This window comes from Shewanella sp. AC34-MNA-CIBAN-0136, assembly GCF_040309945.1.
Lineage (GTDB): Bacteria > Pseudomonadota > Gammaproteobacteria > Enterobacterales > Shewanellaceae > Shewanella.
Window position 1 is genome coordinate 89,375 of record NZ_JBEOPJ010000008.1, and the last position, 13,409, is coordinate 102,783.

Annotated in this window: 11 protein-coding genes; 2 read left to right on the forward strand and 9 right to left on the reverse strand. The window is 40.9% G+C overall.

Annotated elements, in window-relative coordinates; genetic code table 11:
* Nucleotides 1-169: 169 nt before the first annotated feature.
* From ispH to murJ, 6 genes are all read right to left on the reverse strand, one after another.
* Nucleotides 170-1,099, reverse strand: a complete 930-nt coding sequence (gene ispH, locus AAEY94_RS09915) for a 4-hydroxy-3-methylbut-2-enyl diphosphate reductase (protein ID WP_182744784.1) — start codon at nt 1,097-1,099, stop codon at nt 170-172.
* A gap of 42 nt (nt 1,100-1,141) precedes the next feature.
* Nucleotides 1,142-1,585: an FKBP-type peptidyl-prolyl cis-trans isomerase gene (gene fkpB / locus AAEY94_RS09920; protein ID WP_101086381.1), complete on the reverse strand. Its 444-nt coding sequence runs from the start codon at nt 1,583-1,585 to the stop codon at nt 1,142-1,144.
* Nucleotides 1,586-1,587: 2 nt separating this feature from the next.
* Nucleotides 1,588-2,091, reverse strand: a complete 504-nt coding sequence (gene lspA, locus AAEY94_RS09925; RefSeq protein ID WP_041413659.1) for a signal peptidase II — start codon at nt 2,089-2,091, stop codon at nt 1,588-1,590.
* A gap of 22 nt (nt 2,092-2,113) precedes the next feature.
* On the reverse strand, nt 2,114-4,936 hold the full coding sequence (gene ileS / locus AAEY94_RS09930; RefSeq protein WP_101086380.1) for an isoleucine--tRNA ligase: 2,823 nt from the start codon (nt 4,934-4,936) through the stop codon (nt 2,114-2,116).
* Nucleotides 4,937-4,969: 33 nt separating this feature from the next.
* Nucleotides 4,970-5,905 carry a bifunctional riboflavin kinase/FAD synthetase gene (gene ribF, locus AAEY94_RS09935; RefSeq protein WP_101086379.1) on the reverse strand — a complete coding sequence of 312 codons (936 nt, stop codon included), beginning with the start codon at nt 5,903-5,905 and terminating at the stop codon, nt 4,970-4,972.
* 135 nt (nt 5,906-6,040) lie between these two features.
* The gene (gene murJ, locus AAEY94_RS09940) at nt 6,041-7,600 is read right to left on the reverse strand and encodes a murein biosynthesis integral membrane protein MurJ (protein ID WP_101086378.1); all 1,560 of its coding nucleotides are present in this window, start codon (nt 7,598-7,600) and stop codon (nt 6,041-6,043) included.
* A 261-nt stretch (nt 7,601-7,861) separates the two neighbouring features.
* Between murJ and rpsT the strand changes: the two genes are divergently transcribed.
* The gene (gene rpsT, locus AAEY94_RS09945; RefSeq protein ID WP_059744082.1) at nt 7,862-8,128 is read left to right on the forward strand and encodes a 30S ribosomal protein S20; all 267 of its coding nucleotides are present in this window, start codon (nt 7,862-7,864) and stop codon (nt 8,126-8,128) included.
* A 504-nt stretch (nt 8,129-8,632) separates the two neighbouring features.
* Here the strand turns inward: rpsT and AAEY94_RS09950 are convergent.
* The gene (locus tag AAEY94_RS09950; RefSeq protein ID WP_011638342.1) at nt 8,633-8,929 is read right to left on the reverse strand and encodes an ArsR/SmtB family transcription factor; all 297 of its coding nucleotides are present in this window, start codon (nt 8,927-8,929) and stop codon (nt 8,633-8,635) included.
* Between the two features lie 132 nt (nt 8,930-9,061).
* On the opposite strand from AAEY94_RS09950, the gene AAEY94_RS09955 reads away from it, so the two are divergent.
* Nucleotides 9,062-10,507 carry a M20/M25/M40 family metallo-hydrolase gene (locus AAEY94_RS09955; RefSeq protein ID WP_182744778.1) on the forward strand — a complete coding sequence of 482 codons (1,446 nt, stop codon included), beginning with the start codon at nt 9,062-9,064 and terminating at the stop codon, nt 10,505-10,507.
* A gap of 92 nt (nt 10,508-10,599) precedes the next feature.
* Here the strand turns inward: AAEY94_RS09955 and yaaA are convergent, their stop codons facing one another.
* Together yaaA and AAEY94_RS09965 are read right to left on the reverse strand one after the other, a co-directional pair.
* Nucleotides 10,600-11,376, reverse strand: coding sequence for a peroxide stress protein YaaA (gene yaaA / locus AAEY94_RS09960; protein ID WP_101086376.1), 777 nt, complete (start codon nt 11,374-11,376; stop codon nt 10,600-10,602).
* A gap of 101 nt (nt 11,377-11,477) precedes the next feature.
* A complete protein-coding gene (locus AAEY94_RS09965) occupies nt 11,478-12,914 on the reverse strand; it encodes an alanine/glycine:cation symporter family protein (protein WP_101087192.1) in 1,437 nt (478 codons plus the stop codon).
* Nucleotides 12,915-13,409: the final 495 nt, after the last annotated feature.

Here is a 13,409-nt window from a genome sequence, read left to right on the forward strand (position 1 = left end):
GTATCAATTTTGTATATTAAGCATGATTAATAGCTCAAAACAATTTATCGGTATTATACTCGGTTTATTTTTCAAGTACAAAAAACCCGCAACCTAAATTAAGTTGCGGGTTAATATCTTTAACATATTGAAATAAAACAAATAACTAACGTGATTGTGAACGTAACAATTAACGTAATTCAGCTGGAACTGCAAATACAGTGTCTTCTTTACGGCCTTCAACTTCAGTAATAATACTCGGTGCAAGTTTAGCTATCGCGTTAACAACTTGTTGCACTAACACCTCAGGCGCTGAAGCACCAGCAGTTACTGCTACTTTTTTCACACCATCAAACCACACAGCCTCAACGTCAGCAGCGGTATCAACGAGATAAGATTGCGTACCTGTTTTTTCAGCCAGCTCACGTAATCGATTTGAGTTAGAGCTATTTTTAGAACCGACAACAATCAATAAATCGACTTCGGAAGACATACTACGTACAGCATCTTGTCGATTTTGCGTCGCGTAGCAAATATCATCTTTACGCGGCCCCTCAATTGAAGGAAAGCGCTTTTGCAATGCAGTAATAATATCTAAGGTGTCATCAACAGAAAGTGTTGTTTGAGTGACAAAGCATAAGTTGTCTGGGTTATTGACCTGAAGATTATTAACATCCTCTGGAGACTCAATAAGATAAACACCACCTTTAGGATTATCATATTGTCCCATGGTGCCTTCAACTTCTGGATGGCCTTCATGACCAATCAAAATGCACTCAATACCTTTACGACTTGCACGAGTCACTTGTAAATGTACTTTTGTCACTAAAGGACATGTCGCATCGAAGACTTTTAAACCACGATTTTTAGCTTCTTTACGCACAGCTTGTGATACACCGTGAGCACTAAAAATAACAATACTGTTGTCTGGTACTTGGTCAAGTTCATCAATAAAAAGAGCACCACGCTGTTTTAGGTTTTCAACCACATATCGGTTATGTACCACTTCATGGCGTACATAAATTGGTGGTTCAAATAACTCTAAAGCACGCTCAACAATACTGATAGCACGGTCAACACCGGCACAAAAACCACGAGGGTTGGCCAATAAAATACTCAGTTCTGGAGACGTCGGATCAACTTTTAGCATGTGATACCTTTTTTACTCAGCTATGACACTAATAACTTCAAGTTCAAACGTAAGCGTGCGTCCTGCGAGTGGATGGTTTAAGTCGACGGTAATTGAATCACCAGCAGTATCGCGAACGATACCCGGTATTTCACTGCCACCAGGACCCGCAAAACTCACAATAACACCGTCTTCAAGCTTCATATCTGCAGGAAATCGACTTCTGTCCATATAGTGAATCGCATCAGGGTTTGACTCACCAAAAGCGTCTTTTGCCGCTAAGGTAAATGTGTGCTTATCACCTTCTTTCAAGTCTTTCAGTTCGTCTTCAAAAGCCGGACTTAGGCTACCGTCACCAATATTTAAACGTGAAGGCTTGCCAGATGATTTTGTACTGTCGGCTGTGGACCCGTCTTCCAGTACAATATTCATATGACATATTAATGAATGACTGTCTTGCTTATTTAAATCTGTCACAGTTAATCTTGCTCCTTCGATGGCTTTGCGTCGGGTCTAAATGATTCCCAAATGATCAGTACCGCACCAATAAAGATGCCTGCATCGGCAATATTAAATGCAGGGTAATGGCTGGTATTCCAGTAAAAATCGACAAAATCAATTACAAAACCATGCATTAAACGATCAACCAAATTACCTAATGCGCCGCCAATAACTAAGGTAAAGGCTAAATTACTGCGCCATAACGAATAAGATTGTTTACGCAACCATATTGTTAACAAGGTACTAAAACCGACCGCAATAATGGTAAACAACCAACGTTGCCACCCACCAGCTTCACTTAAAAAACTGAATGCTGCACCGTAATTTCGCACGTAAGTGAAATTAAAAAACGGCAAAAGCTGTATAGACTCATACAATTCAAAATTGCTCAGGACCCATTGTTTAGATAGCTGATCGGCTAAAAACACCAATGCAGCTACCCAATACCAACGCAAGCCACTGTCTTTCCAAGTTAATGGCACAGTACTCATTATCAATGTTTCCTTAAGCGAATTCGCGTTTCTCGCCTTCACCTTCAATATTGGTCACACAGCGTTGACACAATGTTGGGTGAGCTTCAATGGTGCCAACCTCTTCACGATAGTGCCAGCAACGCTCACACTTCTCGGCGCTACTTTTGGCTACCACTAGTTTAAGCGAACTTAGTTCAGTTTCGATGGCATCACTACCCGCTTGTGACATATCCGCAACAGCTGCTTTAGAGGTAATAAGGATAAATCGTAACTCATCACCCACTTTAGCTAACTCAGCCGCTAAATCGGCATCAGCGAATAATGTCACTTCAGCTTCTAATGAACCACCAATACGTTTATCACGACGCGCTTGTTCGAGTACTTTATTAACTTCATTACGGACAGTTAATAGTTTTTCCCAATAATCATCGCTTAAATCACTTTCAAGAGTGACGGCTTCTAAGCCTTGATACCATTCTTGGGTAAACACATACTTTTCACGTTTACCTGGTAATAATTGCCACACTTCATCAGCGGTAAAGCTTAAAATTGGCGTCATCCACCGAACCATTGCCTCGGCAATATGATAAAGCGCAGATTGACAGCTACGACGTGCATGCCCTTCTTGCTTAGCGGTGTACTGGCGATCTTTAATAATATCAAGATAGAAACTGCCTAGCTCTACAGAACAAAACTGCATCAGTTTTTGAGTCACTAAATGGAAGTTGTATTGATCATACGCTTCGATGATTTCTTGTTGCAGTACTGCTGCACGGCGAACAACCCAACGATCTAACGCGACCATGTCTTCAGATGCGATCATGTCCGTTTCTGGGTTAAAGCCATTCAAGTTAGCAAGCAAGAAACGGGCAGTATTACGAATACGACGATATGCATCAGCACTACGATTTAAAATCTCGTCAGATACCGTCATTTCGCCACTATAATCAGTTGCAGCAACCCACAGGCGTAAAATATCAGCACCTAGCTTATTGATTACTTGTAATGGAGCTATCACGTTACCAACAGATTTTGACATCTTACGGCCTTTACCATCAACGGTAAAACCATGAGTCAACACTTGCTTATAAGGTGCTTTACCATTCATAGCGGTTGAGATCATCAATGATGACATAAACCAACCACGATGCTGATCGCTTCCTTCTAGATACAAGTCAATGTCATGCCCATGAAACTCTGGACGCGCTGCGACAACAGATGAGAATGATGAACCTGAGTCAAACCATACATCCAATGTATCAGTCACTTTGCGGTATTGATCTGCCTCATCACCTAACAATTCACTGGCATCTAAATCCCACCAAGCTTGAATGCCTTGTTGTTCAATGCGATGCGCTACACGTTCCATTAATGAAACACTGTCTGGATGTAATTCATCCGTTTCACGATGTACAAACAACGTAATAGGCACGCCCCAAGTACGCTGACGTGAAATACACCAGTCTGGACGGTTTTCTACCATTTTTTCAATACGGCTTTGGCCCCAATCAGGGATCCACTTCGTTTGTTCAATTTCTTTTAACGCTTGTGAACGCAAACCATGATTATCCATAGAGATAAACCATTGTGGCGTGGCACGGAAAATAATTGGTGTTTTGTGGCGCCAGCAATGTGGATAGCTATGGCGTATAGCAACATGCAGAAGTAATGCGCCCTTTTCTTCTAACAGCGCAACCACATTGGCGTTGGCTTTAAATACATGCTGACCAGCAAAAAACTCAGTGTCTGGCTTATAAACACCATTGTCGCCAACAGGGTTAGCGACTTCCAAACCGTATTTTTGGCCGACAATAAAATCGTCCTGACCGTGGCCTGGTGCTGTATGTACAATACCGGTACCTGCGTCAGTAGTAACGTGATCGGCTAAAATAGCAGGCACGTCAAACGCATAAAATGGGTGATTAAAACGCATTAACTCAAGTTCTGCGCCTTTTACTTCACCTAAAATAGTGTGTGACTCTGCACTGTAACGCTCAAGACATGACTCAACCAGAACTTGAGCTAATATCAAGGTAGTCGTTTCACCATTCTTAACAAATTCAACCAGGCTGTAATCTAACTCAGGGCTTAACGCTAATGCACGATTTGCAGGAATCGTCCATGGGGTCGTGGTCCAAATTGCCATTGCTACTGGTTTAGCATAATTTTCTACGCCAAATTTAGCTGCAACGGCTTGGCTATCAACCGCCACAAAAGCGACATCGATGGCTGGAGATGTTTTATCTTCGTATTCCACTTCAGCTTCAGCAAGTGCTGAACCACAGTCGGTACACCAATGCACAGGTTTAACACCTTTGTGTAAATGACCGCTTTCAATTACTTTTGCCAATGAACGGACAATATTCGCTTCGGTTGAAAAGTCCATGGTTAGGTAAGGGTTTTGCCAATCACCTAATACACCTAAACGAATGAAGTCATCACGTTGGCCATCAACTTGGATAGCGGCATATTTACGACATTCTTCACGAAACTCTGCCGCAGAAATTTTGACACCTGGCTTACCGACTTTTTGCTCAACTTTAAGCTCAATCGGTAATCCATGACAATCCCAGCCTGGAATATAAGGCGCGTCAAAACCTGACATGGTTTTAGACTTAATAATGATGTCTTTAAGGATTTTGTTTACCGAGTGACCAATATGAATGCTGCCATTGGCGTATGGAGGGCCATCATGAAGAATGAAAGGTTTACGGCCAGCACGGCTATCACGGATCTGTTGATACAGTCCGTCTTGCGTCCAGCTATTTAACATTTCTGGCTCGCGATTTGCCAAATTACCGCGCATCGGAAACTCTGTTTCCGGCAAGTTCAAAGTAAATTTATAGTCGCTCATTGATCCCATACCATTATTTAAAGCTGATTCATTTCAGCTAGCATCGTTGCTAAATAAAGCGCGAGCTTCATTTGCATCATTTAAAATCTGTTTTTTTAGCGCGTCCAATGACTCAAAAGGTTGTTCATCACGGATCTTTGCTACTAATTCTACTTCCACTCGTTTGCCGTATAAATCACCGCTAAAATCAAACAAATGGACTTCTAATCTGCAAGTTTGACCATTTACAGTGGGTCTAAAACCCACATTAGCCACACCGTCATAAATATCGCTGCCATCCCAGTACAAACGAACCGCAAACACCCCTCTTACAGGTACTACGTGTCGTTTTAAGGCAATATTTGCTGTTGGAAAACCAATTGTACGGCCTAATTTTTGCCCGTGTGCAACCTTACCACTTAAAATGAAAGGATGACCCAATAACCGCCTTGCTTGCTCTAAGTGCCCTAACGCTAGTTGTTCTCTCACTGCAGTAGAGCTTACTCGCAACGAACCAACAACAAAGCTTTGTGTACTGACCACAGTAAAGCCAAATTCTTTACCCGCAGCAACGAGCATATCGAAGTTGCCTAAGCGACCTTTACCAAAACAAAAATCATCTCCAACAACGAGATATTTAACCCCGAGTTTTTTAACCAGTAACTCTTCAATAAACGCTTCAGCAGGTTGACTAGCAAAGGCTTCAGTAAAATTGATACAAAGTAGCTGATCAATTTTAAGCTCATCTAACAATCTAATTTTATCACGTAGAAGACTCAAACGTGCCGGCGCATCTGTACCACGAAAACGTTCTTGCGGTTGCGGTTCAAAGGTCATTAACATTGCAGGCAGTTGAAAATGATGCGCTTTATTAACCAAGCTGCTGATCACCTGTGCATGGCCACGATGGACACCATCAAAATTCCCAATGGTCAAAACGCAACCATGATGAGAAGGTAAAATATTGTGTATACCGCGGATTAATTCCATTACGCTCAATACTGCCTATTGCAAATCGGCAGATTATATACCCAAACCAATGTCAGATGCGAGTTTCAACCTCAGATTATTACAGCGAATTTTGGATAATCAGCCGATATGCCTAAGTCTCTCACGTAGGATAAATTATCCCTGACGTTTAATTTTCCAAGGCCGTACACCCAATGCGAGTAAACTCAACAAATAAATAACCGCGCCACCAACAATGAGCTCAATCAACATAAACATCCGTTCAAAGGTGTGCCATTCGAGCCATGTACTTTGTTGCGGCATAAAATAAACAATGCCAATGGCCATTAAGGCTGTAGAAATAATCACTTTAAACGAGAAAAATAACGTTTGTCGGCTCATTTGATAAACGCCCGCTTTATGCAAACCTCGATATAACAAACCCGCATTTAATAGCGCAGACATTGAGGTCGCAATGGCTAAGCCCACATAACCAAATGGAATGGCAAAAATAAGGTTAAACACCATATTACTAACCATGGCAATAATGCCATATTTAACCGGAGTTTTAGTGTCTTGACGCGAATAATATCCTGGAGCTAACACTTTAATCATCATGAAACTTAACAAACCACAGCCATAAGCAACCAAGCTATACGAAGCCATTTCAACGTCATTTAGGCTAAATGCACCACGCATAAACAACACCATCAGCATTGGTTTAGCAAGAATAATCAGTCCTAACATAGCCGGTGTGCCTAAGAGTAAAATGGCTTTTACTCCCCAATCCATCGTTTGGTTAAAGCCACTGCCTTGGGCATTAACATGTTTTTGCGATAATGCAGGCAAAATCACTGTCGCGATGGCAATACCAAATAATCCTAAAGGGAACTCCAATAGGCGGTCTGCGTAATACAACCAACTAATCGATCCGGTCATCAGGAAACTGGCTATAAAAGTGTCGAACAATAAATTAATTTGCGACACAGACACACCAAATAAAGCTGGGATCATCAAGGTTCTAATTTTTACCACACCAGGGTGATGCCATCCCCACGTAGGCATAACAAGTGCTTTCTCACGAATTAAGAAAGGTATTTGGAATAAAAACTGAATCAATCCACCAACAAATACCCCCCAAGCCAAACCAATTTCAGGGTTTTCTAATGTGTGCGCATACCATAAAGCCACGGCAATAATCGCCACATTCAAAAATACTGGCGTAAAGGCTGAAACTGCAAAGCGTCCACGAGTATTAAGGATTGATCCTGCTAGGGCTGTGAAGGTGATAAACCATAAGTACGGAAAGGTAATTTTTAACATGACAGAAGCCAGTTCAAATTTTTCTGCATTAGGCCCGTCATTTAACCAATCGACAAACCAGCCACCACCAAAAAGAGCAGCTAATACTGGAGAACCAACAACACCAACCAAAGTAACAATTGTCACTAGTACACCTAAGGTACCAGCGACTTTACTTAATAACTCGCGTGTATCTTCTGGGGTCATTTTTTCCTGGTACTCGGTCAGTACCGGCACAAATGCCTGCGCAAAAGCCCCTTCGGCAAATAAACGCCTTAAAAAATTAGGTATCTTATTTGCAAAAAAGAACACGTCAGCACTACTGCCTGCTCCCATTAGGTTCGCAATCACTACATCTCGAACTAAACCTAATACTCGTGAAATCAGCGTCATAACGCTGACAATCAAGCCTGATTTAAATAATTTTTTGCTCAAACAGCCCCCCAGGCACAAACACACTTCAACGAAAATTAATGGGATATATTAATAAATATTCTATTATGGCCCTGTCACACAGACCAAAGAGCTGGTAGAATTGCGCCACATATTACACGAGTGGGTTGAAGTTAGGCATGTTAGGTTGGATTAATTTATCTTTATGATGATTATTCAACTGTAGTCGTTGACAAGACGACAAAAAGCAGGCATATTCCTCGGCCTTTAAAAGTATCAAATCCAGTTTTTAGGAGTTGCACCTTGGCTAATAGCAAGTCTGCAAAGAAGCGCGCGCTTCAGTCTGAAAAGCGTCGTCAGCATAATGCTAGTCGTCGCTCTATGTTACGTACATACGTTAAAAAAGTCATCGCTGCTATCAAAAGTGGTGACCATAAAGCGGCTACAGAAGCGTTCGCTATTGCACAACCAATTGTTGACCGTATGGCGACTAAAGGTCTTATTCATAAGAATAAAGCCGGTCGTCAGAAGGCTCGCTTAAATGCAAAAATCAAAGCTATCGCAGCTTAAGTTTTTGTAGATTAAGATTCAAAAAACCGGCTTAGGCCGGTTTTTTTATTACTAAATTTTACCTATCTATCTTTTTCATCTGCAACTTCCCCTATCTCAGCTCAACTCAACTCAACTCAACAGATTAGTATCAATATAATAATGTCAAAATTATTAATGATCTGACCCTGAAAAATAGTCTGATTAAAAGCAAGTTGCGCTTGAGAGCTGTTTTAACGGTTAATTTAATACTATTAATATTGGCGACTAACTAAGCCTGTAGAAAGACAGTATGAAAGCTTTCACTCATTTCAACGGGAGAACGATCAATTTTATGAAAGTTGAAAGTTGAAAGTTGATTGTTGGTGGTTTTGAAAATATTGATACATTGCAGGTTTGTGGTTTGAAGTGTCTTAATTGCGGCCAGTAAGCGGCATATGGCGTGTATATAATTTACAGAACTAAACGTCTTAACTTAAGACATCATCAATGAGATGCATCAGTTAAGACGTTTGTGGAGTCAATTTAATAACAATACATATTATTTAATACTTGAATTAACTCTTTTACCTCATTACTTTTTAATGAATAAAAAACGGTTTGTGCTTCTTTTCTAGTACAGACTAAATTGTCTTTACGAAGCCATGCCAAATGTTGAGATAATGCCGATTGACTCAACCCCAACTTCTTATTCATTTCACCAACACACATTTCACCTTCATTAAGAAGATGACACAAAATAAACAATCTACGTTCATTTGCTAATGCTTTTAGCAATACGACCGCATGATCTGCTTGCTGCTGCATTTTTTCTATATTCATCACGCGCTCTTCTCCTCATCTAACCCCGCTCTAATATAGCGTTCCCTTACAAATAGAGTCGGGACATAAAGCACACTTTTTGGTAGATTGTTGTAAAAAATGAGACTTAGCTAAAATAATCAAAGGAAACTCATGAAAAACTATCAAAGAGCCACTCTCGTCGGTGCCATTTTTGCAGCACTTATTGGCTGTCAAACAACGTCACCAACTAAAGCCACTGCACCACAATTAGTGATTAATGATTCTGATGATGCAAAAATCAGTCAACAATTAGCTAAACAAGCTTTATCGTCTCGCTTAAGTTATGACATAGTCGAATCACTCACCGTTGAAGTTGGACCAAGATTAGCTGGCACGGATAAAGATATAGTTGCGGTTGATTGGGCAATGGAAAAATTGTGGCTGCTCGGATTTGATAAAGTGTACAAGGAGTCTGTTCAAGTTCCTGCATGGTCAAGAGGTAGCGCCCACGCAAGTATCGTGGCGCCTTATGATCAGCCATTAGTCGTTACCGCCTTAGGTGGAAGCGTGGCAACACCGGTTAACGGTATTCAAGCATTAATTGTACGCTTTGACAGCTTAGAAGAGTTATCTAATGCATCACCTGGACGCATCGAAGGCAAAATTGTATTCATCGACCACAAAACTGAACGCCATATTACAGGTAAAGGTTATGGCGAAGCTGTAGGTGGTCGCTCTCAAGGAGCTATAGTTGCTGCACAAAAAGGAGCGGTTGCCATCGTTATCCGCTCTATTGGGACGGATCATGACAGAATGGCCCATACTGGTATGATGCGATATGAAGAAGGAACGCCTAAAATTCCTGCGGCAGCAATGTCGAATCCAGATGCCGATTTAATTAATGCGATGTTAAAGCGCGATCCAAACATCACACTATCATTAAATTTGACCTCAGAAAATCTAGGGATAGCCACATCTTATAATGTCATTGCAGAAGTCACAGGTAGCAGTAAGCCTGACGAAATCGTCCTTATTGGTGCTCATCTTGATTCGTGGGATGAAGGTACAGGTGCGATTGATGATGGCGCTGGTGTGGCGATTGTCACCACCGCTGCTAAACTTATCCAAGACTTACCACAAAAGCCAGCACGCACTATTCGAGTGGTATTATACGCTGCAGAAGAAGTCGGTTTAGTTGGCGGTAAAGCCTATGCGGCACAACATGCTGATGAATTAGATAAACACTATATTGCCGCAGAATCTGATTTTGGTGCAGGACCCGTATATAAAATTGATTTTAACGTTAATGCCGCGACATTTGAGCAGGTCAAACAAGAACATTCAGCTATGACCTTAAACGGCGTTGAGCTAGGCAATAATGAAGCGTCTGGTGGCCCAGATGTTTCAATTCTACCAGCATTAGGCGTTCCAGTTGCGTCGTTAAATCAAGATGGTTCAGATTATTTTGATTATCACCACACTCCTAACGACACCTTGGATAAAATTGATCCCAAGAAACTAGCGCAAAGTGCCGCTGCTTATGCACAATTTGCTTATATGATGGCGCAATCAGAAATCGATTTAAGGCCTGTTACTCAGCAAAAAGAACAACACTAATCGGTTTATCTCAATCGAGCTTAACACTCAGACATTAAAAAGCCCTTATTCAAGGGCTTTTTATCAAGCTGGTTTTATTATTTCAGAGAGCGTTATTTTTGTTCGTCTCGTAAAAACACTGGCGCTGTAGGGGTCGATTGCACTTCGTTATAATAATAACCTTCAAGATCAAACTCGGTTAATTGTTCAACACTAGTAGGTTTAGTATCCACAATGTAACGAGCCATCAATCCGCGCGCTTTTTTAGCATAAAAGCTAATCACTTTAAATTGACCTTTTTTACAGTCTTTAAATACTGGTGTAATCAACTGTCCTTCAAGCTGCTTAACGTTGACCGATTTAAAGTATTCATTCGACGCTAAATTGACAATGATATCGTCACCCTGCTCTTTCAAGGCCTTATTCACTTCAGCAGTGATAGTCTCGCCCCAAAAAGCATATAAATTGCTACCCTGTGAGTTTGTTAGTTTGGTACCCATTTCTAACCGGTACGGTTGAATTAAATCCAACGGTTTAAGTAAACCATACAAACCAGACAAAATACGCAGATGCTTTTGACTAGAAGCTATTTGTGACTCAGATAAATGATCGGCATCAAAACCGGTGTAGACATCACCTCGAAATGCGAATATAGCTTGTTTAGCATTATCAAGGCTAAACGGTGGCTGCCAGTCAGCAAAACGAGCAGCATTAAGCCCGGCAATTTTATCGCTTACTTTCATTAAACTGGCAATATCCATTGGTGTTAATTCACGGCATACATCAATCAATGCTTGGCTTTGTTTAAGTAAACACGGCTGAGAATGGGTGTTAGTTATAGGTGGATTTTCGAAATCTAATGTTTTCGCGGGTGAAACTAAAACCAGCATAAGTACGCTCCAAGTAAAATCATAATGTCATCATACTGAACTGATAAAAAAAAACCATGCTGCTGTAGCATGGTTTTTTCGATTACCCTAATAGGTAAATGCTATTTTTTTACAGGCTCTGCTGAGTTAGGCCAAATTTTTTCTTCTAATTGATCGGCTAACTCCGGAAACTTACTAGTATCAAATACCGGATCAATACCAGCGTCTATCTGTTCACGGTAGTCATTGATCACTCTAACCGCCAAACCAGACAACAAGACTAATGCCACTAAGTTAACAATGGCCATTAGCCCCATCGACACATCTGCTAAATCCCAAACCAAACTAATTTTAGCGAGAGAACCAAACATAACCATACCTAAAACCACTAAACGAAATAAAGGTAAGGCTTTTTTACTATTGCCAGACAAGAACATTACATTGGTTTCTGCATAAGAATAGTTGGCAATAATAGACGTAAAGCAGAAGAGTAAAATGGCAAAAGCAATAAATGCTCCACCCCAATCACCCACATGACTGGTTAATGCACTAATGGTTTTGGCAATACCATCCGAGCTAGAAGCTGCATCTCCAGATAATAAAATAATCGCTGCGGTTGCGGTACAAATAACAATGGTATCAACAAACACGCCCATCATTTGCACAAAACCTTGCGATGCTGGATGGTTAGGATTTGGAGATGCACTTGCAGCAACATTTGCGGCACTCCCCATACCCGCTTCGTTTGAAAATAATCCTCGGGCAATACCAGCTTGCATTGCTTGCGAAACACTAAATGCAACACCACCAGCAGCAGCTTCTTGCCAACCAAATGCACTATTGATAACCAACATGAATATGTCGGGTAATTTTTCAATGTTCATACCCACAACGACAAAAGCAATGGCAATATAAGCAATAGCCATCACGGGCACAATTAACTCAGACGCTTTAGCAACCTTTTTAAGGCCTCCAACGATCACAAAGGCACTGCAAATAACAATACCAATTCCAATATAGACAGGCTCAAAACCAAACACCTGAGTCATAGCACCAGTTATGGTGTTAGCCTGGACTGCATTAAACACTAAACCAAAGGCTATAATTAAAAATATCGAGAACAGCACACCCATCCAGCGTTGACCAAGACCTTTCTCCATATAATAAGCAGGCCCGCCACGGTACTGACCATCACCATCTTTCACTTTATAAACTTGGGCAAGGGTCGACTCAATCATTGCGGTAGCCATACCAAGTACCGCAATAGCCCACATCCAGAACACGGCACCTGGTCCTGCGGTACCAATTGCAACAGCCACACCAGCCATGTTACCAGCACCTACACGTGCTGCCATACTGGTACAAAAAACCTGAAATGATGATAAGCCATGCTTACCTGGACGACGGCTAATAGCCAATACTTTAATGCCATGAACAAAATGAGTGGCTTGAATAAAACCGAGACGAATGGTGAAAAATAACCCAGCGCCTACTAGTCCATAAACTAATAGCTTGCCCCAAAGTAGGCTATTCATAAAATTAATAATCGTTTCTAACATTGCCATATTGTCTAATCTTCCCCGTTATAAGGTTATTTTTTTGTATCAGGCTATTGCGCTGAATGTTAAAGCACATAATGGACAGACCTGGCACTTCATATGCAAGCTGCTATGTGTCAAACGGTAAAACAAATAAAAGTGCCAAATAAAGGCGCCATTATAAAAGCTAATGATGGTGGATTAATAGGTATAGATCACCAAGGGCTGTGAATGCTAAAACAACGTTACCTACCTGATACATTGCCTAAGTAAATAACACGTTGAAGCAACACAAATAAAACAAAAAGCAACAAGTGACATCCATCACACTTTATCACTTCTATTATTAATGCTCTATGCTTAAAGCACTGGCAAATCGTTATTAAATTTCAAGTAATTATCGACATATCAACCAAAAATGCGATCTGAACTAAAAGTGACTCGTCAAAAATCAGATAAAGGCCACATTATTGTAATAAAATTACAGATACAGTGTTCTCAAAGAAAGTTAAATAA

What these genes read in the sequence shown, in the direction of transcription:
- ileS (WP_101086380.1), bottom strand. Translation starts at nt 4,936, where the DNA reads ATGAGCGACTATAAATTTACTTTGAACTTGCCGGAAACAGAGTTTCCG.
- ribF (WP_101086379.1), bottom strand. Translation starts at nt 5,905, where the DNA reads ATGGAATTAATCCGCGGTATACACAATATTTTACCTTCTCATCATGGT.
- AAEY94_RS09950 (WP_011638342.1), bottom strand. Translation starts at nt 8,929, where the DNA reads ATGAATATAGAAAAAATGCAGCAGCAAGCAGATCATGCGGTCGTATTG.
- AAEY94_RS09955 (WP_182744778.1), top strand. Translation starts at nt 9,062, where the DNA reads ATGAAAAACTATCAAAGAGCCACTCTCGTCGGTGCCATTTTTGCAGCA.
- yaaA (WP_101086376.1), bottom strand. Translation starts at nt 11,376, where the DNA reads ATGCTGGTTTTAGTTTCACCCGCGAAAACATTAGATTTCGAAAATCCA.
- AAEY94_RS09965 (WP_101087192.1), bottom strand. Translation starts at nt 12,914, where the DNA reads ATGTTAGAAACGATTATTAATTTTATGAATAGCCTACTTTGGGGCAAG.